At 60.5% G+C, this 21,759-nt stretch carries 23 protein-coding genes; 21 read left to right on the forward strand and 2 right to left on the reverse strand.

Going from position 1 to position 21,759, the window contains the following annotated elements; genetic code table 11:
* Nucleotides 1–97 precede the first annotated feature (97 nt).
* The 21 genes from FB593_RS12835 to aidB all read left to right on the forward strand — a co-directional run bounded on the left by FB593_RS12835 (nucleotide 98) and on the right by aidB (nucleotide 17,336).
* A complete protein-coding gene (locus FB593_RS12835) occupies nucleotides 98–304 on the forward strand; it encodes a DUF2735 domain-containing protein (RefSeq protein ID WP_186447917.1) in 207 nt (68 codons plus the stop codon).
* Between the two features lie 343 nt (nucleotides 305–647).
* Nucleotides 648–1,937 carry an urea ABC transporter substrate-binding protein gene (gene urtA, locus FB593_RS12840; protein ID WP_003513924.1) on the forward strand — a complete coding sequence of 430 codons (1,290 nt, stop codon included), beginning with the start codon at nucleotides 648–650 and terminating at the stop codon, nucleotides 1,935–1,937.
* Between the two features lie 273 nt (nucleotides 1,938–2,210).
* Nucleotides 2,211–3,824, forward strand: a complete 1,614-nt coding sequence (urtB, locus tag FB593_RS12850) for an urea ABC transporter permease subunit UrtB (RefSeq protein WP_112290314.1) — start codon at nucleotides 2,211–2,213, stop codon at nucleotides 3,822–3,824.
* The gene (gene urtC, locus FB593_RS12855) at nucleotides 3,821–4,999 is read left to right on the forward strand and encodes an urea ABC transporter permease subunit UrtC (RefSeq protein WP_145166654.1); all 1,179 of its coding nucleotides are present in this window, start codon (nucleotides 3,821–3,823) and stop codon (nucleotides 4,997–4,999) included. Before urtB ends, urtC begins: the two co-directional genes overlap by 4 nt.
* Before the next feature lie 7 nt (nucleotides 5,000–5,006).
* A complete protein-coding gene (gene urtD, locus FB593_RS12860; protein ID WP_003513917.1) occupies nucleotides 5,007–5,768 on the forward strand; it encodes an urea ABC transporter ATP-binding protein UrtD in 762 nt (253 codons plus the stop codon).
* A gap of 208 nt (nucleotides 5,769–5,976) precedes the next feature.
* Entirely contained in the window at nucleotides 5,977–6,672 is a 696-nt protein-coding gene (urtE, locus tag FB593_RS12870; protein WP_038492022.1) for an urea ABC transporter ATP-binding subunit UrtE, read from the forward strand.
* Nucleotides 6,673–6,927: 255 nt separating this feature from the next.
* On the forward strand, nucleotides 6,928–8,181 hold the full coding sequence (locus FB593_RS12875) for an alpha/beta hydrolase family esterase (RefSeq protein ID WP_019565111.1): 1,254 nt from the start codon (nucleotides 6,928–6,930) through the stop codon (nucleotides 8,179–8,181).
* On the forward strand, nucleotides 8,088–8,939 hold the full coding sequence (locus tag FB593_RS12880; RefSeq protein ID WP_003513912.1) for an urease accessory protein UreD: 852 nt from the start codon (nucleotides 8,088–8,090) through the stop codon (nucleotides 8,937–8,939). Before FB593_RS12875 ends, FB593_RS12880 begins: the two co-directional genes overlap by 94 nt.
* Before the next feature lie 109 nt (nucleotides 8,940–9,048).
* On the forward strand, nucleotides 9,049–9,351 hold the full coding sequence (locus FB593_RS12885) for an urease subunit gamma (protein WP_003513909.1): 303 nt from the start codon (nucleotides 9,049–9,051) through the stop codon (nucleotides 9,349–9,351).
* A gap of 10 nt (nucleotides 9,352–9,361) precedes the next feature.
* The gene (locus FB593_RS12890) at nucleotides 9,362–9,619 is read left to right on the forward strand and encodes a DUF1272 domain-containing protein (protein ID WP_112497129.1); all 258 of its coding nucleotides are present in this window, start codon (nucleotides 9,362–9,364) and stop codon (nucleotides 9,617–9,619) included.
* A gap of 20 nt (nucleotides 9,620–9,639) precedes the next feature.
* On the forward strand, nucleotides 9,640–9,945 hold the full coding sequence (locus tag FB593_RS12895) for an urease subunit beta (protein WP_003491734.1): 306 nt from the start codon (nucleotides 9,640–9,642) through the stop codon (nucleotides 9,943–9,945).
* A 1-nt stretch (nucleotide 9,946) separates the two neighbouring features.
* Nucleotides 9,947–10,303, forward strand: coding sequence for a GFA family protein (locus FB593_RS12900; RefSeq protein ID WP_003513905.1), 357 nt, complete (start codon nucleotides 9,947–9,949; stop codon nucleotides 10,301–10,303).
* 9 nt (nucleotides 10,304–10,312) lie between these two features.
* On the forward strand, nucleotides 10,313–10,723 hold the full coding sequence (locus FB593_RS12905; protein ID WP_025594323.1) for a lysozyme inhibitor LprI family protein: 411 nt from the start codon (nucleotides 10,313–10,315) through the stop codon (nucleotides 10,721–10,723).
* Between the two features lie 5 nt (nucleotides 10,724–10,728).
* Nucleotides 10,729–11,373, forward strand: a complete 645-nt coding sequence (locus FB593_RS12910; protein ID WP_162705249.1) for a Urease operon accessory protein — start codon at nucleotides 10,729–10,731, stop codon at nucleotides 11,371–11,373.
* Nucleotides 11,374–11,377: 4 nt separating this feature from the next.
* Complete coding sequence (gene ureC, locus FB593_RS12915; protein ID WP_013636712.1) at nucleotides 11,378–13,087, forward strand: urease subunit alpha; 1,710 nt, start codon at nucleotides 11,378–11,380, stop codon at nucleotides 13,085–13,087.
* A gap of 9 nt (nucleotides 13,088–13,096) precedes the next feature.
* Entirely contained in the window at nucleotides 13,097–13,765 is a 669-nt protein-coding gene (locus FB593_RS12920) for a TIGR02117 family protein (protein WP_162696504.1), read from the forward strand.
* Between the two features lie 168 nt (nucleotides 13,766–13,933).
* The gene (locus tag FB593_RS12925) at nucleotides 13,934–14,470 is read left to right on the forward strand and encodes a peroxiredoxin (RefSeq protein ID WP_145166655.1); all 537 of its coding nucleotides are present in this window, start codon (nucleotides 13,934–13,936) and stop codon (nucleotides 14,468–14,470) included.
* A 150-nt stretch (nucleotides 14,471–14,620) separates the two neighbouring features.
* Complete coding sequence (gene ureE / locus FB593_RS12930; protein ID WP_003513892.1) at nucleotides 14,621–15,115, forward strand: urease accessory protein UreE; 495 nt, start codon at nucleotides 14,621–14,623, stop codon at nucleotides 15,113–15,115.
* Nucleotides 15,116–15,118: 3 nt separating this feature from the next.
* Nucleotides 15,119–15,790, forward strand: coding sequence for an urease accessory protein UreF (locus tag FB593_RS12935; protein WP_186447918.1), 672 nt, complete (start codon nucleotides 15,119–15,121; stop codon nucleotides 15,788–15,790).
* 106 nt (nucleotides 15,791–15,896) lie between these two features.
* A complete protein-coding gene (gene ureG / locus FB593_RS12940; protein ID WP_013636707.1) occupies nucleotides 15,897–16,508 on the forward strand; it encodes an urease accessory protein UreG in 612 nt (203 codons plus the stop codon).
* 3 nt (nucleotides 16,509–16,511) lie between these two features.
* The gene (gene aidB, locus FB593_RS12945; protein ID WP_145166657.1) at nucleotides 16,512–17,336 is read left to right on the forward strand and encodes an AidB family quorum-quenching N-acyl homoserine lactonase; all 825 of its coding nucleotides are present in this window, start codon (nucleotides 16,512–16,514) and stop codon (nucleotides 17,334–17,336) included.
* 74 nt (nucleotides 17,337–17,410) lie between these two features.
* On the opposite strand, the gene FB593_RS12950 is transcribed toward aidB, so the two are convergent.
* Both FB593_RS12950 and FB593_RS12955 read right to left on the reverse strand, forming a co-directional pair.
* Nucleotides 17,411–18,100 carry a Crp/Fnr family transcriptional regulator gene (locus FB593_RS12950; protein WP_019565122.1) on the reverse strand — a complete coding sequence of 230 codons (690 nt, stop codon included), beginning with the start codon at nucleotides 18,098–18,100 and terminating at the stop codon, nucleotides 17,411–17,413.
* Nucleotides 18,101–18,434: 334 nt separating this feature from the next.
* Nucleotides 18,435–21,755 carry an efflux RND transporter permease subunit gene (locus FB593_RS12955; RefSeq protein ID WP_111784097.1) on the reverse strand — a complete coding sequence of 1,107 codons (3,321 nt, stop codon included), beginning with the start codon at nucleotides 21,753–21,755 and terminating at the stop codon, nucleotides 18,435–18,437.
* Nucleotides 21,756–21,759: the final 4 nt, after the last annotated feature.

Below are 21,759 nucleotides of genomic sequence, written 5' to 3' on the forward strand. Positions count from 1 at the left end.
ATTTTTCGCAGCGTGATTTTTTTTTAATCAGATGGAGCTAAACCAGAGCTAACGGGTTTGCTTCACAACCAAAGTGCTTCGATGCAAACAAAGTGAGATGTTCGATATGGCAACTGGCTTTCATCGTGAAACGGCAACGATCTTTCAATTTCCGGTCGGCGGACGCGCGGGGCTCTCAAAGTTCCGTAACATCGGGCTGAGCGATCTGGAGCGCGAGGCACGTCTGCCGCATGTCGATTTCGGCTCCTGGTATCATGACGATGCGATCCGCGACGAAGAGCGGGACGACAAGCCGCACGCCTGATGTGAAGCGTCGCTGATCGTTTCTTCTCCCCTGCCGGGGAGAAGGTGGCGCGAAGCGCTGGATGAAGGGACGACATCTCAGTCTGTCTCCGACCTCGCACCCTCGACCCGCTGCTGCTCTCGTCTTCCCTGCCGGAGAAGAAGCAAGTTGAAACGCCAGGTTTCACATCGGTTGCCCCGGCCAGGATTTCCCTCTCCCCAACACCCCCTGCAGCTTTCGCCACCCCGCCTACGTCAATTGACGTATACGGTTTCTCGCCCGCGAGATCGATAGTCCCTTCCAGCAGCGGTCAACGATGCCGCTGAAGCCCCGTGAGGGCTAAACAAGGAGAGGGGTTCTTCCGATGACATTCCGCAAGACGCTTAGCGCCGCGCTGCTCGGCGCAATCATGTCCACCACCGCCTTCCATGGCGCGTTTGCCGCCGACGATACGATCAAGGTAGGCGTGCTGCATTCTCTTTCCGGCACCATGGCGATTTCAGAGACGACGCTGAAGGACGCCATGCTGATGCTCATCGACGAGCAGAACAAGAAGGGCGGCGTTCTCGGCAAGAAGCTCGAAGCCGTCGTGGTCGACCCGGCCTCCGACTGGCCGCTGTTTGCCGAAAAGGCCCGCCAGCTGATTTCGCAGGACAAGGTCGCGGCCGTTTTCGGTTGCTGGACATCTTCGTCGCGCAAATCCGTGCTGCCGGTTTTCGAAGAGCTGAATTCCCTGCTGTTCTACCCGGTGCAGTATGAGGGTGAAGAATCCTCCCGCAACATCGTCTACACGGGTGCAGCACCCAACCAGCAGGCCATTCCGGCCGTCGATTATCTCGCCAAGACCGAAGGCGTCGAGCGCTGGGTTCTGGCCGGTACCGACTATGTCTACCCGCAGACCACAAACAAGATCCTGAAGGCCTACCTGATGTCGAAGGGCGTCAAGGAAGAGGACATCATGATCAACTACACGCCGTTCGGCCAGTCCGACTGGCAGACGATCGTGTCCGACATCAAGAAGTTCGGCTCGGCCGGCAAGAAGACCGCCGTTGTCTCCACCATCAACGGCGATGCCAACGTGCCCTTCTACAAGGAGCTGGCGAACCAGGGCATCAAGGCCGAGGACATTCCGGTCGTCGCCTTCTCGGTCGGTGAAGAAGAGCTTGCCGGTCTCGATACCGCGCCGCTGGTCGGCCACCTTGCCGCCTGGAACTACTTCCAGTCTGTCGATACCGAGGTCAACGCCGAATTCATCAAGACCTGGCATGCGTTTACCAAGAACGACAAGCGCGTGACGAACGACCCGATGGAAGCCGCCTATATCGGTTTCAACGCCTGGGTTAAGGCCGTCGAAACCGCAGGCACGACCGATACGGACGCGGTTCTTGACAGCATCATCGGCGTTTCCGTGCCGAACCTTTCTGGCGGTTACTCCACCGTCATGCCGAACCACCACATCACCAAGCCGGTGCTGATCGGTGAAATCCAGGCCGATGGTCAGTTCGAAATCGTGCAGCAGACGCCACAGGTCGTGGGTGACGAATGGTCGGATTATCTGCCTGACTCGAAGGATCTGATTTCGGATTGGCGCAAGCCGATGTCCTGCGGCAACTTCAACGTGGCCACGGGCAAGTGCGGCGGCAAGGGTAGCTGATAGGGACTAGTGGTTTCCGCCCCCTCGTTGGGGGCGGTTTTATCATTCGAAACTGAACAAGCATGCCCCCCTCTGCCCTGCCGGGCATCTCCCCCACAGGTGGGGAGATCGACTCGCGGCAAGGCTCCGCCCTTTCTCATCTGTAGAGACAGAGCGACGCAGGCGCGTCTTGCCGATCTCCCTCCTTGTGGGGGAGATGCCCGGCAGGGAAGAGGGGGGTAAGCCACTTACTCATCGCCAGATAAAATACACCGCCGCTCCAAGGAACCCGACATGACGATCCGATCTTTTCTCGGAGCCATCTTCCTCTGGCTCACCCTGGGGATCGCCGCCCAGTCCCTCGCGCAGAGCGATCCGAAGTCGCTGATAGACCAGCTCGGCACGGCTGACTTCAAGCAGGCCGAAACATTGATCGGCCAGATTGCTGCCACCGGCGACGCGCGGGTGGTGCCGGCGCTTGAGGCTTTTGCATCAGGCGATCTTTACGTGCGCAAGGCCGACAATCTGGTGTTCATGACCAAGCCGTCGGGTTCCAATTTCACACTAATCGATCCGCTGACTGGCGAAAGCGCTGGCGAAGCGCCGAAGGCGGCGGTTACCAAGATCAGGGTCAACAACAATCTGCGTCGCGTCATCCGCGCCGCGATGGGCGGCCTGACGTTGCTCAGTCCGGAACGCTCGGTGCGGCTTTCCGCCGCCGATGCGGTTCTGAAAGCCCCCAGTGCCGAAAATCTGGAATTGCTGGAAGCGGCCATATCCAAGGAAACCGACAAAGAGGTGCGGACGCGGATGGAGGAGGCGCGGGCTGTCTCGCTGCTCTCTTCCGACCGCCCCCTCGAGGTGAAGAAAGAAGCGATCGCCACCATCAAGGCGCTTGGCGGGCGCGATGCGATCAGCATTCTGATGGCGGCGACGCCCACGGTTGATCCGAGCCTGAAGCCGGATGTGGACGAGGCGATTTCGAGCATCGAGAGTTCCCTTGCCTTCTGGGATTACGCACAGAATGTCTGGTACGGCCTGTCGCTCGGCTCGGTGCTGCTGCTCGCCGCCATCGGTCTTGCCATCACCTTCGGCGTCATGGGCATCATCAATATGGCGCATGGCGAGATGGTGATGATCGGCGCTTACTCCACCTTCATGGTGCAGGAGTTGATCCGCAGCCATTTCCCCGGCCTGTTCGACTGGTCACTGGCGATTGCCCTGCCGGCCGCCTTTCTGGTCACAGCCTGCGTCGGCCTCATCATGGAGCGCGGCGTCATCCGCTATCTCTACGGGCGACCGCTGGAAACGCTGCTCGCCACCTGGGGTATCTCGCTGATCCTGCAACAGGGCGTGCGTTCCATCTTCGGCCCGACCAACCGTGAGGTCGGCAGCCCGAGCTGGATGTCCGGCTCCTTCAGCGTCGGTTACCTCAATTTCACCTGGAACCGCGTGTGGATCGTCTGCTTCTCGCTTTCCGTCTTCTTCGCGCTGCTGGTGCTTTTGAAGCGCTCCGCCTTCGGCTTGCAGATGCGCGCTGTGACCCAGAACCGCCGCATGGCCTCTTCCATGGGCATCCGCACGCCCTGGGTGGATGCCTTCACCTTCGCGCTTGGTTCCGGCGTTGCCGGCCTTGCCGGGGTAGCGCTGTCGCAGATCGACAATGTCTCGCCCAATCTCGGCCAGAGCTACATCATCGACAGTTTCATGGTGGTGGTGTTCGGCGGGGTCGGCAATCTCTGGGGAACGCTCGTGGGTGCGCTGTCGCTCGGCGTGCTCAACAAGTTCCTTGAGCCGACGGTGGGCGCCGTGCTCGGCAAGATCCTCGTTCTCGTTCTCATCATCCTGTTCATCCAGAAGCGGCCGCGTGGTCTCTTCGCACTCAAGGGAAGGGCGATCGAAGCATGATTACCGGCTTCCTCCTGCGCGCGCTCGATCGCCGCATTTCCATCGCCATCGGCATCATCCTGGCCATCGCCGTGCTGGTGCCCGCCTCCAACCTGCTGTTGCCGGCTGACAGCGCGTTCCGCATCCCGACCTACATCATGTCGATGCTCGGCAAATATCTGGCCTATGCGCTGCTGGCGCTGGCGCTTGATCTGGTCTGGGGATATTGCGGCATTCTCTCGCTCGGCCACGCCGCCTTCTTCGCTCTTGGCGGTTACGCCATGGGCATGTATCTGATGCGGCAGATCGGCACGCGCGGTGTTTACGGCCATCCCGTGCTGCCTGACTTCATGGTGTTCCTCAACTGGAAGGAACTGCCGTGGTTCTGGCACGGCTTCGACATGTTCTGGTTTGCAGCACTGATGGTGCTGGTGGTGCCCGGCCTGCTCGCCTTCGTGTTTGGCTGGTTCGCCTTCCGCTCGCGCGTCAACGGCGTTTACCTCTCCATCATCACGCAGGCCATGACCTACGCCCTGCTGCTTGCCTTCTTCCGCAACGACATGGGTTTCGGCGGCAATAATGGTCTCACCGATTTCAAGGATATTCTCGGCTTTTCCGTGCAGGCGGATGGCACCCGTGCCGTGCTGTTTGCGATGACGGCCGTGATGCTGGCGCTTTCACTGCTGATTGCATCCGGCATCGTCAATTCCAAATTCGGCAAGGTGCTGGTGGGCGTGCGCGATGCCGAAAGCCGGGTGCGCTTCCTCGGTTTCCGGATGGAAAACATCAAGCTCTTTACCTTCGTCGTCTCGGCCATGATGGCGGGCATTGCCGGTGCGCTGTTCGTGCCGCAGGTGGGCATCATCAATCCTGGCGAATTCTCCCCCGCCAACTCCATCGAGGTGGTGGTTTGGACCGCAGTCGGCGGGCGCGGCACGCTGATCGGGCCGATCATCGGCGCGCTGCTGGTCAATGGCGGCAAGAGCTATTTCACTGGCGCTTTCCCCGAATTCTGGCTGTTTGCACTGGGTGGGCTGTTCATCGCGGTGACGCTGTTCTTCCCCAAGGGCATCGTCGGCACCGTGCAGCATTATCTGGTCGGCCGGCGCGAAAAGCGTGTTGCGCGGGCGGCAAGTGCGGCCGGACAACCGGGCAATGACAGTGCTGCAACAGCGGCGCAACAGGCGGCGGAGTGAGGCTGATATGAACACGGTTTCCGAAAACAGAACCAAAAGCCTGCTTTATCTCGACGGTGTTTCCGTTTCCTTCGACGGGTTCAGGGCGCTCAATTCCCTGTCCTTCGTGGTTGAGCCGGGCGAGCTGCGGGCCATCATCGGTCCGAATGGTGCCGGCAAGACCACGATGATGGATATCATCACCGGCAAGACCCGGCCGGATACCGGCACGGTGCTGTTCGAAGACAGCATCGACCTCACGAAAAAGGACGAGGCGGATATTGCCCAGCTGGGCATCGGGCGTAAATTCCAGAAGCCAACGGTGTTTGAAAGCCATACCGTCTGGGACAATCTGGAACTGGCGTTGAACCGCAAACGCGGCGTCTTCGCCACGCTGTTCTACAGGCTGACAGCGGAGGACAAGGCGCGTATCGAGGAAATCCTCGCCACCGTGCGTCTCAGCCACCGCCGCGGCGATCTCGCGGCCAACCTCTCGCACGGCCAGAAACAGTGGCTGGAAATCGGCATGCTGCTCGCGCAGGAGCCGAAGCTGCTTCTGGTGGACGAGCCGGTGGCTGGCATGACGGATGCGGAGACAGCCGAAACCGCCGTGCTTCTGAAGGAAATCGCCAAGACCCGCTCGGTCGTGGTGGTGGAGCACGACATGGGCTTCATCCGCGAGCTGGGCGTGAAGGTGACGTGTCTTGCCGAGGGCTCGGTGCTGGCCGAAGGGTCGATCGATTTTGTGTCCAGCGATCCGAAGGTGATCGAGAATTATCTGGGGCGGTGATGGAAGCGTCTGCGGCTTTACCCCCCTCTGCCCTGCCGGGCATCTCCCCCACAAGGGGGGAGATCGGCAAGCGGCTAACACCCTGCCCCAAGACCAGTAGGCGATGGGACGAGCGGGAACGGCATCTGATTTCCCTCCTTGTGGGGGAGATGCCCGGCAGGGCAGAGGGGGGTAGCGCCGCCCACCAAAGCATCAATGGAGTTGCACCATGCTGAACGTCGAAAACATCAACCTCCACTATGGCGCAGCACAGGCTCTGCGGGGCGTGTCGCTGAAAGCGGAGATGGGCAAGATCACCTGTGTTCTCGGCCGAAACGGCGTGGGCAAAAGCTCGTTGTTGCGCGCGGTCACCGGCCAGCATGCCATCAGTGGCGGGTCGATCAGCTTTGAAGGGGCGGCACTGGATGGGCTTGCGCCTTACCACCGGGCCAAGCGCGGTGTCGGCTACGTGCCACAGGGGCGTGAAATCTTTCCGCTGCTCAGCGTGCAGGAAAACCTTGAAAGCGGGTATGCGCCGCTGCCGCGCAAGGAGCGTTTCATTCCCGACGATATTTTCAGCCTGTTTCCGGTGCTGCAATCCATGCTGGGCAGACGCGGCGGCGACCTGTCCGGTGGCCAGCAGCAGCAGCTCGCCATCGGCCGGGCGCTGGTGACGCGGCCGAAAATCCTCGTTCTCGACGAGCCGACCGAAGGCATTCAGCCGTCGATCATCAAGGATATCGGCCGCGCAATCAAATATCTCAGGGATTCCACCGGTATGGCGATCCTGCTGGTCGAGCAATATCTGGATTTCTGCCGTGAGCTTGCCGACTATGTCTACATCATGGACCGGGGCGAAATTGTGCATGAGGGGTTTGCCGAAACGCTGGATACGCCCGAGGCGCGTCGCCATCTGACAGTATAAATCGAGACTAGTAGCCACGCACGCCGATCACGGCGTGCAAACGGCCGATTAATATTTTGAAAGTCTATGCGTGTCTGCATGGCTTTTATGCGCAATTTTAGCATTTCATTGAATAAACGCCTGTGATATTGGCAGCGGAAATGCTGCATGCGAGACACAGACGAAGTCTATTCGCACGCCGCGACAGTTGATCCCTTACATTCCACGCGCGTCCGACGTATCGTCGGGGAAACCGTGCCCAATAAAGGCGTGTCAATGCATCAAGACTTTGCCCTTGGCCGGGCTGCCCGGCTGTTCCGCTCCGCCCGTACCCTGTTTCTGGGTCTTGCGATCTGCGCGAGCGCGAGTGTCGCAGCGTCGGCCTCGACCTGCGGTCAGCTTGCTCAACCCGGCGTGGAACCGGGCAGGCATGATTTTTCCATTCTCTCCAGTGGTCAGAAACGCGAAGGCGTTTATTTCGTTCCATCGGCCTATGACGGAAAAAAACCGGTGCCTGTCGTGTTCGATTTCCACGGCTCCAACAGCAATCCGCACGGCCAGTTGAACCGCAGCGGCTGGGACAAGCTTGCCGAGCGCGACGGCCTGATGGTGGTGGCGCTGGCGGGCAGCCTCAATGGCGAATTGCCCGGCACCCATGCCTGGAATGTTCCTGGTGTTACCACCCGTCCCGGCGGGCTGGATGAGGTGAGCTTCATTCGCGATGCAATTGCCATGGTGAAAGGCAAGTTCTGCGTGGATGAGGAGCGCTTTTACGGTTCCGGTTATTCCGGCGGCGGGCGCATGCTGTCGCAATTCATCTGCAATGGCAGCGCGGATTTCACCGCTGCCGGCTTCGTTGCATCGTTGCGCGCGGGTTATCCGCTGGAGACAGAGGGCAAATGGGGACCGGATGCGGCAAGCTGCAAGCCGGCGCGGCCAATGTCGATCATCGCCTTTGCGGGTCTGAAGGATCCGGCCAATCCCTATCAGGGTGGTGGCAAGTCCTACTGGCAATATGGCGGCGAGACGGCGCTGAAACGCTGGGCGGAAATGGACGGCTGCAAGGGCGGCGCGAAAACCAGACCGGGCGAGAGCTTCACCGTCAATTCCTATGACGTTTGCAAGGGCGGGGCACGTATCCAGTCCTACGTCATTGACAATTGGGACCATGCCTGGCCGCGCGCCACCATGAAGGCGGAAGTGCTGGCAGCGTCGGCGGTCCTTACCCGCAAGCCGGGTGGCGAGCAGACGCCGAAGGCGGAACCTGCCGTGGAGCGCAAGATGCCCACAGGCGAAGTGACGCGCACGGTTGATGCGGCGGAAAGAATGTGGGATTTCTTCCGCAACACGGAAGGACAGATGGTGGTGGATGCCGTCGTCAAAAAAGATTGCGGCGCCAAGGCCGGGTCCGCTTCCGCAACCGTTTCGGAGACCGCGTGCAGCCAGAACAGCAAGCCATCCGCCCTTCCGGTCTCGAAGACGGCGAACCTGCCCGGCAGCAGCGCGCCCGTGGCAGAGGACGCATTGTAACCAAGGCTGTCGAAGGGCGCAGCCGGCTGGACCAATTGTTCCAGGAAGGTTGCGCCAAGATCCGCCTGCCGGATACGTTTTCCAACGAGATCGAGGCCATCCTCATCAACTCCTCCGGCGGATTGACCGGCGGAGATGAAATGGAATGGCAGGCTGTTGCCGGAGCCGGCACCTCGCTGGTGGTGACGACGCAGGCCTGCGAGAAGGTCTACAAGGCATCCTCCGGAACCGCCACCGTCACCGCCCGCGTTTCCGCAGGGCCGGGCGCCCGGTTGCACTGGCTGCCGCAGGAAACCATTCTTTTCGACCGCGCGTCGCTGACCCGCAGGCTGGAAGCCGATCTCGACGCAACCTCCGAATTCATCGCCGTCGAAGCCGTGCTGCTCGGGCGTCAGGCCATGGGCGAAGCGATGCAGCATGGCCTGTTCCGGGATCGATGGCGCATTCGCCATGGCGGCCGGCTGGTACATGCCGAAGAGCTGTTGCTTGCGGGAGAAGTGGCGGAGCTGACTGCAAAACCGGCGGTGCTTGCCGGGCAGGTGGCCTTTGCCACGCTTCTTTATATCGGGCCTCTGGCCGAGGCGCTTTTGCCTAAAATCCGGGCTATTGCCGGGGAAAGCGGCGGCGCCAGCGAATGGCAGGGCAAGCTTGTCGTGCGCGTGTCCGCCGCCGACGGTTTCTCCCTTAGAAAAATACTTTTTCCGATCATTTCGCTCTTGCGAAACGGCGCGCCAGTGCCGAAAGTCTGGAATCTGTAAAGCTCCGGATCGCCCGCGACAGGCGACCTTCCGGGGTCTGTCAAACAAGTCGGATCAGCCCCTGAAACACTGTGTTTTGCGGGGCAGGTGCGAAAGCTGCGGGACGACGATGAACCTTACTCCGAGAGAAAAAGACAAGCTGCTGATTTCCATGGCCGCCATGGTGGCGCGCCGCCGGCTGGAGCGTGGCGTGAAGCTGAATTACCCGGAAGCGATTGCGCTGATTACCGATTTCGTTGTCGAGGGCGCCCGCGATGGTCGCGCGGTGGCCGACCTGATGGAAGCCGGCGCGCATGTCATTTCCCGCGATCAGGTTATGGAAGGCATCGCCGACATGATCCATGATGTGCAGGTGGAAGCAACATTTCCCGACGGCACCAAGCTTGTGACCGTTCACGAACCGATACGCTGAGGGGGACGATATGGCGCTGGAGCTTCGGCCCAATTGCGAATGCTGCGACCGTGATCTTGCCCCCGACAGCCGGGATGCGATGATCTGCTCGTTCGAATGCACCTTTTGCGCCGATTGCGCGGCCGATGTGCTCAAAGGCGCCTGCCCGAATTGCGGCGGCGAGCTGGTTCGCAGGCCCATCCGCCCGGCGGCCAAACTCGTCAACAATCCGGCATCGACGACACGGGTGCTGAAGGCTGAAGGCTGCGCGGCAGCCACCGCTGCTTGAGAGAGACAAAGGGGAGCACCATGAAACCAGGCGAAATCATTGCCGCAGAGGGCACCATCGAACTCAATGCCGGCCAGCCGACGGTGACGATCGAGGTGGCCAATACCGGTGACCGGCCGGTTCAGGTGGGCAGCCATTACCATTTCTTCGAGACCAATGCGGGTCTTGTCTTCGACCGCGATAAGGTGCGCGGCATGCGCCTCGACATTCCGGCTGGCACTGCGGTTCGTTTTGAACCCGGCCAGAAGCGGGAAGTGACGCTGGTGCCGCTTTCCGGCAAGCGTGAGGTTTACGGGTTTCGTCAACAGATCATGGGGAGGTTATGAGATGGCGACGGCACATTATCACGGAAGTTGCCAATGCGGCGACGTGAGCTTCGAGGTCGACGCCGATCTCGACCACACGGTCGTGTGCAATTGCTCGCGCTGCAAGCGCTTGGGCTCGACGCTTGCCTTTGCGCCGCGCGAAAAATTCACCCTGCTTTCCGGCGACGACAAGCTGACGGAATATCTCTTCAACAAGCACAAGATCCATCATCTGTTCTGCTCCACCTGCGGCATTGAGAGTTTTGCCTATGCCGATGGGCCGGATGGGACGCCGATGGTGGCGGTGAATACCAATTGCCTTGATGGTGTCGATCCGCGTGCGCTGAAGCCGCAGGCTTTCGATGGCGCGGCTGCCTGAGTGATGGCCATGACTTTGAAAAAATTCTGTTTCGGTGCGGCTGTCCTGCTGTCTCTTGCGGCGTCTCCCGCATTTGCCGATGACGCGCCCGATTGCACCTCGCCGCAAACGCAGGCCGATATGACCATCTGCGCCGGCAAGGATTACGAAAAGGCCGACAAGCAGTTGAACGCCGCCTACCAGAAGGTCCGCAAGCAGCTTGCCGAGCGTGACAAGACGGCAGACGAAAGCGGCAAGGGTGCCGTGGATGCATTGGTTGCCGCCCAGCGTGCCTGGGTGGCGTTTCGCGATGCCAATTGTGATGCCTTCGGGTTTCAGGCGCGTGGCGGCACGATGGAGCCGATGCTGGTTTCCTCATGCCTGGCCGATATGAGCAACAAGCGCGCTGACGAACTGCGCCAGTTGTCCGAAGGTTTCTGAACGGTATGGGGCGGCGGATCATGATTGTCGGAAACGGAGAAATGCCGCAGGGCTTGGCTGATCTCATCGACCTTTCCGACATTGTCATCCGCTTCAACGATTGCCGTTCGCTGGGCGCTGGCGGCAGCCGCACGGATGTGGTGGCCGTTTGCAACACCGGCCGGCCCGGCCGCGAGATGAGCGAAGGGGCCGCGTGGCGCGACAATGAGGGGGTGCAGCAGGCTTCCGCTATCTGGTCGGTGCGCGATCCCGCGAAATTTTCGCAGATGGAGCCGGATATCCGCGCTCGCTGGCCCGAACTGACCGATTTTTGCGCCGATTATACCTCCGGTTTCGCAGCATTAGCCGAAGAGACCGGCAAGAGCCACATCGTCATTCCGCGTGGGGTGCATGAGCGGCTTGATCACGCATTGCAGGTCTATGCGCCGGCCCCTTACGTCTGCCCGAGCACCGGGCTTTTGGCCATTGCCCATGTTCTGGAGACCGTGAGCGGCGGCGATGACGAGGTGTCGATTGCGGGCTTTGGTCATCACGGCTGGAACGGGCATCCGTTTGCCGCCGAAAAACAGCTTGTAGAGGCCCTCACACACGAGGGCCGGCTGACACGAATTTCTCCCATATCGATTTTCTCCGCGTCCGAAGGAGCCTGAACCCATGCCTTACAAGATTTCCCGCGCCGCCTATGCCGGCATGTTCGGCCCGACCGTCGGCGACAAGGTGCGTCTTGCCGATACCGAACTCTTCATCGAGATCGAGAAGGACTACACGACCTATGGCGAGGAAGTGAAATTCGGCGGTGGCAAGGTCATTCGCGACGGCATGGGCCAGAGCCAGGCGACGCGGGCCGAAGGCGCTGTCGACACCGTCATCACCAACGTCGTCATCGTCGACCATAGCGGCATCTACAAAGCGGATGTGGGCCTGAAGAACGGGCGCATCCACGCCATCGGCAAGGCGGGCAACCCCGATACGCAGCCGGGCGTGACAATCATTGTCGGCCCTTCGACAGAGGCGATTGCCGGCGAAGGCAAGATTCTGACTGCCGGTGGCATGGATGCACATATCCACTTCATCTGCCCGCAGCAGATCGAAGAAGCGCTGATGAGCGGCGTTACCTGCATGCTGGGCGGCGGTTCCGGCCCCGCGCATGGCACGCTTGCCACCACCTGCACCGGCGCGTGGCACATCGAGCGGATGATCGAGAGCTTCGATGCTTTCCCGATGAACCTCGCATTGGCGGGCAAGGGCAATGCTTCGTTGCCCGCGCCGCTGGAAGAGATGATCCTTGCCGGTGCCTCATCGCTGAAGTTGCACGAGGACTGGGGCACGACGCCCGCCGCCATCGACAATTGCCTGACGGTGGCTGACGAATATGACGTGCAGGTGATGATCCACACCGATACGCTGAACGAGAGCGGTTTCGTGGAGGACACGGTTGCCGCCATCAAGGGCCGCACCATCCATGCCTTCCACACCGAAGGGGCAGGCGGTGGCCATGCGCCTGATATCATCAAGGTCTGCGGCAATCCGAACGTCATCCCGTCTTCCACCAATCCGACGCGGCCCTACACCATCAATACGCTGGCCGAACATCTGGATATGCTGATGGTGTGCCACCACCTGTCGTCGTCCATCCCTGAGGATATCGCGTTCGCCGAAAGCCGCATCCGCAAGGAAACCATCGCGGCGGAGGATATTCTCCACGATATCGGCGCGTTCTCGATCATTTCCTCCGACAGCCAGGCCATGGGCCGTGTCGGCGAAGTGGCAATTCGCACCTGGCAGACGGCTGACAAGATGAAGCGCCAGCGCGGCCGTCTGAAGGAAGAGACCGGCGAAAACGACAATTTCCGCGTCCGCCGTTACATCGCCAAATATACCATCAACCCGGCCATCGCGCAGGGCGTCAGCCATGAGATCGGCTCCATCGAAGTCGGCAAGCGTGCCGATCTGGTGTTGTGGAACCCGGCATTCTTCGGCGTGAAGCCTGAAATGGTGTTGCTCGGCGGTTCCATCGCCGCGGCACCGATGGGCGATCCGAATGCCTCCATTCCCACGCCGCAGCCGATGCATTACCGCCCGATGTTTGCCGCCTATGGCAAGCTGCGCACCAATTCCTCGGTTACATTTGTCAGTCAGGCGTCGCTGGATGCCGGCCTTGCAGGGCGTCTTGGTGTTGCCAAGAAACTGATGGCGGTGAAGAACGTGCGCGGCGGCATTTCCAAGGCCTCGATGATCCACAATTCGCTGACCCCGCATATCGAGGTTGACCCGGAAACGTATGAGGTGCGCGCCGATGGCGAGCTTCTGACCTGTGAACCGGCGACGGTGCTGCCGATGGCGCAGCGTTATTTCCTGTTTTAACGGCGTTTCGTGGTGAGATTTATCACAAGGTGGATCGGCGGTGGCCTGCTGCTGATCATCCTGCTTCTTGTGCTCGGCACCGTCGTGCCGCGACCCTTTTTTGCCGATGAAACAAGCGGCGTGAGGGATCGCGAGATATTGCTGTTATCCAATCCGATCCATACCGATATCGCCCTGCCTGTCGATGACGATCTGCGGCGGGTCTTTTCCGAATTGCAGGAGGGCGGTATCGCGGTCAACCATCCGGCTGCTGCCTATCTGGTGTTCGGGTGGGGTGGCCGGTCGTTTTACATACAGACGCCGACTTGGGCCGACCTGAAGCCGATGCCGGTCGTGCGCTCTCTGACACTCGACCAGTCGGTGATGCATGTGGATGTGACGGGGGATTTTCCCGCCGACCTTGCCGGGGTGAAGCGCCTTCGCATTTCCGAAGCGGGATATCAGCGACTTGTGGCGGGCATTCGTGCGAGCTTCCTGCGGGACAATGGCAAAGTTCAGCTTATACCCGGTGCTTCCTACAGCCTGACGGATGGATTTTTCGAGGCGAATGGCTGGTTCAATGCGCTGGCCGGCTGCAACACGTGGTCTGCCGCCATGCTGCGGCAAGCCGGCATTCGCACCGGCTGGTGGACACCGTTGCCGCCACTGTTGCGCTGGTCGGTAGCGCTGCACAATTGATCTTCCCGCGGTGCGACGTTTCGTTAATTTGACGTCTGGTAATCCGATTTTTATGCTGCACCGCAGCGCATCTTGCGCTAAAGAAACGGCAAAAGAATTCCGTGCGGATCGGTCCCAAGCGATCCGTGCAAAACGCCAGAAAATTGAAGACAGATCAGGAGACAAGACATGCTCGGCAAAAAAGTGCCCGCCGTTGCCTTCCGCACGCGTGTTCGCGACGAGGCCGTTGGTGGCCCCAACCCTTTCCGTTGGCAGGACATGACCTCCGACGACTACTTCAAGGGCAAAAAGGTCGTTCTTTTCTCGCTGCCCGGCGCTTTCACGCCGACTTGCTCGACCTACCAGCTTCCCGATTTCGAAAAGCTCGCGGGCGAATTCCGCGCGCTCGGCGTCGATGAAATCTATTGCCTGTCGGTCAACGATGCCTTCGTGATGAACGCCTGGGCAAAAGGCCAGAACCTCGAAAACGTCAAGGTCATTCCTGACGGTTCGGGCGAGTTCACCCGCAAGATGGGCATGCTGGTCGCCAAGGACAATCTCGGTTTCGGCATGCGCTCCTGGCGTTACGCCGCCGTCATCAACGACGGTCTGGTGGAGCAGTGGTTCGAGGAAGAGGGCTATTGCGACAATAGCGATACCGACCCTTACGGCGTTTCCTCGCCGCAGAACATTCTGGAAAACCTGAAGAGCCGCGCTGCGGCCTGATTGCGGTTTGCTTTTTTTGACAAGGCCCGGCAGCGATGCCGGGCTTTTTCGTTTTCCGAGACGCGTTCGACCTGAAAACACGCCTTGAAATCGGCCAGGCTATCCGTCAACAATCGGAACCCCAAGACTGTTTCTGAAATGGATCATCCCATGCTGCGCGTCACGTCCTATCACCCCGCCGGAACTCCAGCCGACGAACCTTCCGGTTATGTCACTCTCGCGCATGACCAGCGGCATCTGCGCCGCAAACTTCTGCATTTGCAGAATGACGAGATGGTGATGTTGGATTTGAAGGAAGCTGTGCTGTTTGCCCATGGCGACCTGCTGGTGGTGGAGAACGGTGATCTGGTGGAGGTTCGCGCTGCGGATGAAAAGCTGTTCGAAATCAAGGCGAAGGACCGTCTTCAGCTGATCGAGCTTGCCTGGCATCTGGGCAACCGGCACCTTTCGGCGCAGATCGAGGAGGAGCGTATTCTCATCCTGCGTGACCACGTGATCCGCGCCATGCTGGAAGGCCTTGGCGCCACAGTGCGTGATGTGGAAGAACCTTTCCAGCCGGCGCGCGGTGCTTACCACGCCCATGGCGGCCATTCCCACGGTCACGGTCACGGGCATGACCATGGTCACCATCACGACCATGGCTGAGGCATGAGCGAAGATCGCGGCGTTGCCGCGCTGCTGCGGCTCATGGCCTGGATGTCGCCGGCCTTTCCTGTCGGCGGCTTTTCCTATTCTGGCGGACTTGAAAAGGCGGTGGAGGACCGGCGCGTCAGTGATGCCGCCGGTCTTTACGGCTGGGTGGAGGTGCTTCTGCGTTCCGGCAGTCTGTGGAACGATGCGGTATTTCTGGCTGATGCCTGGCGTAATGGAACGGACGCCGTCGCCCTGAAGGAAGCAGCGGATCTGGCTCGCGCGCTCGCCGGTTCTGCGGAGCGCTACCGCGAGACGGTGCTCCTCGGCGATGCCTTCGTTTCCGCCGCCGGCGCCTGGCCGCACGCGGTTCTTGAGCTGTTGCCGAAAGAGGTTCCTTATCCTGTTGCCATAGGTGCGGTGGCGGCAGGGCATGGCGTGCCGCTTCGGGAAACGGTTGCCGCATTCCTGCATGCCGGTGTCTCGCAGATCGTCTCCGCCGGTATCCGCCTCGGCGTCGCGGGGCAGAAGGTCGGCGTTGCCATTCTCGCTGCAAGCGAGGCGTCGATCGGCGAAATGGCGGCACGGGCCTTGCAATCCACGCTCGACGATCTCGGCAGCGCAACTGTTATCGCCGACACCGCGACCATGCGGCACGAGATGCAGGGAACGCGGCTTTTCCGCTCCTGAATATCTCGCCGCAATGCAGCATTGCCGCCCTTGAAGCGGTCGTGCGAAGCGTTATGGTGGGACAACATCAAAGCATATTGAAGGGAACATGGTTGTGACATCGGGCATGAAATCGGGCAACGGTCCGCTGCGCGTCGGCATTGGCGGGCCGGTCGGTTCCGGCAAGACCGCGCTGACGGAAAAGCTTTGCAAGGCTATGAGCGCCGATTACTCCGTCGCCGTCGTTACCAACGATATCTACACCAAGGAGGATGCGGAAGCGCTGGTGCGCATGCAGGCGCTGCCGTCCGAGCGTATCGTTGGAGTGGAGACGGGCGGATGTCCGCATACCGCCATCCGTGAGGATGCGACGATCAATCTGCAGGCGATTGCCGGTCTCAATGCGCGCTTTCCCGATCTCGATGTTGTCTTCATCGAATCCGGTGGCGACAATCTTGCGGCGACTTTCTCGCCCGATCTTGCCGATATCACCATCTATGTGATCTCCGTCTGTCAGGGCGAGGAAATTCCACGCAAGGGCGGGCCGGGCATCACCCGCTCGGACCTGCTGGTCATCAACAAGAAAGACCTTGCCCCTTACGTCGGCGCTGATCTGACGGTGATGGACAGTGATGCCACCCGCATGCGCAATGCCATGCCTTTCGTCTTTACCGACATGAAGCGCGGCGAGGGTGTCGATCGCATCGTCGGTTTCCTGAAAGAGCAGGGCGGTCTCTGAGACATGACCACGCCCCTCCGTTTTGGTCCCTATGACGTTTCCCGTTTTGTCGATGGTGTCTACAAGGCGCCTGTCGGCCACCTCATCCACCGGCAGGGCGCGGATGCGCTGGCGGCGGCGCTTGCCGGGCATGAGGGCGAAACGGTGGATATGGACGTCAACTGTTTTGTGCTGTCAGGGCCTGATGGTATTTCGCTGATAGACACCGGTTGCGGCACGGCCTGGGGGCCGACCTACGGCCATGCCCGTGCGGGGATGATTGCCGCTGGGATCCAGCCTGATGATGTCCGCCGTGTTATCCTCACCCATATTCACGGCGACCATGCGCTGGGACTTATCGACGGCGACCAGCCTTATTTTCCCAATGCGGACATATGGGTGCCCGAGGCCGATCTTGCCTTTTTCACCAGCGAGGATGCACGCAAGACATTGCCGCCTGCGAGGCAGGGCGCCTTCGATATTGCCGCCCGGCTGCTCGACATTTGTGGGGCCATGCTGCGGCCAATCCCAACTGGCAGGATTGCCGAGGGTATGGAGGCCATCGCCATGCCCGGCCATACGCCTGGCCATACCGGCTATCTCATCGGTAACGGCGATGACCGGCTGTTATTGTGGGGCGATGTGCTGCATGTGAGCGCGTTGCAGGCGGACGATCCGGGTATCGGTTTCGTCTATGATATCGATTCCGAAACCGCATACTCGACACGTCTCGATGCGCTGACCCAGGTTGCCGATCACGGCTGGCTGGTTTCCGGCGGCCATCTTGGCGGGTTTTTCCGCGTCGAGCGAGAGGGCGATCGCTTCCGCTTCGTGCCGCAGCCGGTCTGATATCCTGCTCGACAAAAAATTAGAGGACGGGATACCCGTAGGCGTCCCGTCCTCTTCCTCTCCCCGGTACTTCTTCAAATCTGCTTCAGCGCCGCGACATCATTGACCTGCACGATGCGGCCTCGAACGGTGACGCCCGCCTTTTTCAGTGCGGAGAAAGCGCGCGACAGCGCTTCCGGTGCAAGGCCGAGCTTGCCGGCGAGCAGGCTTTTCTGGAACGGCAGACGCAGCGAAAAGGACGTAGCGTCGCGCGGCCCCTGATTGATCAGATAATGGGCAACGCGTTGCGGCGCGGTTTGCAGCCGGTCGTTGGCAATGCAATCCATGGTGCCGAGCAGGCTGTTGGAGAGGCAGCGCATCACGGCCTTGGCGATTGCCGGTTCCTGATCCACAAGGCTGCGGATTCTTGCCAGTTCGAAACGCGCCACGGTGCAGCTTTCCGCCGCCTGCGCGCTGTAACGATAGCTGTCGCTGCCGAAGATCAGGCATTCGTTGAAGGTATCGCCCGGACCGCTGACACGCACATCCGCCTCGCGCCCGTGCCTGTCCAGCCGGTAAAGGCGGACATAGCCCGACAGCACACAGTAGAAATATTGCGCTGCCTCGCCCTCCTTGAAGAGCACATGGCGGGCATTGAGATTGGTGACGGTTGCCGCCTCCATCAGTTTCAACGCCGCCGCTTCATCCGCAATCCCTATCAGGGGCACGCGCAGCAGAATGTTCCTGTCCCTGTTGCTCAGCTTTACGGTCTTGTTCACGTCCATCCGGCTCCCGCTCAAACCTTTTGCCGGGTTGTCCGAAGCGATACGAAACCGGGGATGTTCCTTTTCCCTCACGCCTATCTGAAAAGAGCTCATCGCATTATCCTTCGACCGGCAATTCCCGATGCGAGGGAGATTAGCAGTTCACCTGAAAAGCGAATTGATTTCGATCAAATGGGTTTGGCGTTGGTGTGCGTGGAGCAGGGAAATGTGGAGCGAGTGGGTGCGACCTATCTCTTCTCCCCTACGTGGAGAAGAAGCTAGCCACAACGCAGTCGCGACCAAGCAAACGCACCACAAAAGGAAACGCCGGGCACTGGACCCGGCGTTTCAACTTTCACTCGGCAGCGAGCGGCGGCAACCGCAATATATTGCTGCCCTTGTCACCGGATTTTTCACCGGAGCCTTTTTCCATGCCGGCAACGCGCGCTTCCAGCGAGGAGAGCGCCAGGCTGTTTTCGCGGGCGATCTCCGAGAGTTTTTCGTTGGAGAGCGACTCTTCCTCCTCTTCCTTCTTGCCGACAAAGCGGCCGAAGAGGTGGGCGAGCAGGCGCGACAGGTCATCCATGATCAGGAAGAAGGCGGGGACCACGATCAGGGACAGCACCGTGGAGACGATGATGCCACCGATCACCGCAATCGCCATCGGCGCGCGGAAGGAGCCGCCTTCGCCGACGCCAAGTGCCGAGGGCAACATGCCCGCCGACATGGCGATGGAGGTCATGATGATCGGGCGGGCGCGCTTGCGGCCGGCCTCGACCATGGCATGCACCCGTTCCATGCCGTGCCGGCGCATTTCAATGGCGAAGTCCACCAGAAGGATGGCGTTTTTCGTCACGATACCCATCAGCATCAGAATGCCGATGAGAACGGGCATGGAAAGCGCGTTCTGCGTGATGATGAGCGCCACAGCCACGCCGCCAATGGCGAGCGGCAGTGAGAACAGGATGGTGAAGGGCTGGATGATATCCTTGAACAGAAGGATAAGCACCACCAGCACCAGAAGCAGGCCGAGCAGCATGGCGTTGACGAAGCCCTGTTGCATTTCGCCCTGCACCTTGGCATCGCCGCTTTCGGCAAGGCGAACGCTTACCGGCAGTTCGGTTTCCGAAACGATCCGCTTGAACTCCGCCGTAGACGTATCGAGCGCTGTGCCGAACGGTACATCGGAGCCGATGGAGACGACGCGGTTGCGGTCGTTGCGCTTGATCGAGCTTGGACCTTCCGAATAGTCGATATCGGCAACACTGTAGAGCGGCACCAGCGAACCGGATGCGGTCTTGACCTTCAGCGCGCGGATGGTGGCGAGGTCACGGCGGGTATCGATGGATGCCTGCACGCGGATCGGGATCTGCCGGTCGTCCAGCGAGATTTTCGTCAACTGTGCGTCGATGTCACCGATGGTGGCGACACGCACCGTCTGCGAAATCTGCTGCGGCGTGATTCCGAGGCGGGCGATCTCGTCCTTGCGCGGGCGGATTTGCAGTTCAGGACGGGGAAGCGCTCCCTCCGAGCTGACATTGGCAAGGATGGGCGAGGCGCGCAGGCGGCTTTCGAGAATGCCGACGGCGTCGTTCAGATCCTTCTCGTTGGACGAGAGGAAGTTGAAGCTCAGTTCGCGTTCCGCGCGGTCGTTCAGCTTGATGATGCGTACATCCGGAATGCTGTGGACCTTGGCGAAGATATCCCGCTCCACATCCCACTGCGGACGGACACGGCCCTTTTCCTCGATCTTCGGAAGATATTGGCCGACAAGCGGAAGCGAGCCGAGACCCTTGTTGACAAGGGTTTTCAGCAGCGAATGGTCGATATGCTGGAGAATGACGTTGACGGTGGCGCGGCGAAGCTCCAGATCGCCCTTGGGCGAGGCGCCGCCGAGGATGAAGACGCTTTCCACACCGTTGATATCGCGGATGGCGTGGAAGATTTCGGTCGTCGTCCGGTCTGTCTCGTCCAGCGTCGCATTCGGCGGCAGTTCCACCGAAAGCGTTACGCGCGAGGCGTCGTCCGGCGGCAGGAAGCTGCCCGGCACCTGGCTAAGAAGCATGACGGAAGCAATGAGGAAGCCGATGGCGCCGACCAGCGTCAGGTAACGCGCCCACCATTTGGAGGTGGTGGCGGAAACCATGCGCGTATAGGCTTTCATCAGCCAGCCGTCATTGTCGGCATGGTCGTCCATCGCGTCTTCGGCGCGCATCAGGTAGGCGGCCATCAAGGGCGTGATGAGGCGGGCGACCGCCAGCGAGAAGAACACCGAGAAGGCGACCGTCAGACCGAACTGGATGAAGTACTGGCCGGGAATGCCTGGCATGAACGACACGGGTACGAAGACGGCGATGATGGTGAAGCTGGTGGCGATGACGGCAAGGCCGATTTCGTCTGCGGCTTCCAGCGAGGCGCGATACGGCGTCTTGCCCATCTTGATGTGGCGGGCGATGTTCTCGATTTCCACGATGGCGTCGTCCACGAGAATACCCGTGGCGAGCGTCAATGCGAGGAAGCTGACGAGGTTGAGCGAGAAGCCCATGATGTCCATGATCCAGAATGTCGGGATCGCGGAGAGCGGCAGGGCCACGGCGGCAATCAGGGTAGCGCGCCAGTTCCTGAGGAACAGCAGAACCACGATGACGGCGAGGACCGCGCCTTCGATCAGCGTATCGAGCGCTGCCGTATAGTTGCCATAGGTGAAGTAGACGGCGTCATCGACCATCTGGATCGCGACGTCGGGATGGTCCTTGCGGACCTGATCGAGGCTTTCGGCCACGGTTTTGGCGACCGAAACCTCGCTGGCGCCCTTGGAGCGGAACACCGCAAAGGTGACAGCGGGGTTGCCGTTGAAGCGCGAGAAGGACTTCTGCTCCTCATAGGTGTCCGTGACGGTGCCAAGTTCGGCGAGCTTTACGAAACGGCCATTGGAGAGCGCGATGGTGGTGTTGGCAAGCTGGGTGACGTCGCGGGTGTCGCCGAGCGTGCGGATCGTCTGTTCGTTGCCGCCAACCTGGCCGCGGCCGGAGCCGAGGTCGATATTGGTGCCGCGCAGCTGGCCGTTCACTTCGCTTGCGGTGATGCCGTAGGCGTCGAGCTTTTCGGGGCTGAGCGAAACGCGCACTTCGCGGTCGGCGCCGCCGTAACGGTCGACCTTGCCGATGCCGGACTTGCCCTGCAGCGAACGCTTGATGGTGTCATCCACGAACCAGGACAGTTCTTCCAGCGTCATGTTCGGCGAGGAGACGGCAAAGGTCTGGATTGCCTGGCCTTCCACGTCGATCTTGCTGACAACAGGCACTTCGATGTCGGATGGCAGATCGCTGCGGATCTTGTCGATAGCGTCCTTGACGTCCTGAACCGCCTCTTCCGTCGGCTTTTCGATGCGGAAGACGACGGTTGTCAGGGATTGTCCGTCGGTGACGGTCGACTGGATTTCGTCGACGCCGCTAATGGCAGCGACGGCATCTTCGATCTCCTTCGTCACCTGCATTTCCAGCTCGGACGGCGAAGCGCCGCTCTGGGTCACGGTGACGGCAACGACGGGAACGTCGATATTCGGAAAACGGGTGATCGGCAGGGCGTTGAAGGCCTGGATGCCGAGGAACATCAAAAGCGCGAAGCCGAGAAGCGGCGCAATCGGGTTACGGATTGACCATGCGGAGAAGTTCATTTCA

The sequence above is a fragment of the Rhizobium sp. SJZ105 genome (genome assembly GCF_007828365.1).
Classification (GTDB): Bacteria; Pseudomonadota; Alphaproteobacteria; order Rhizobiales; family Rhizobiaceae; genus Agrobacterium; species Agrobacterium tumefaciens.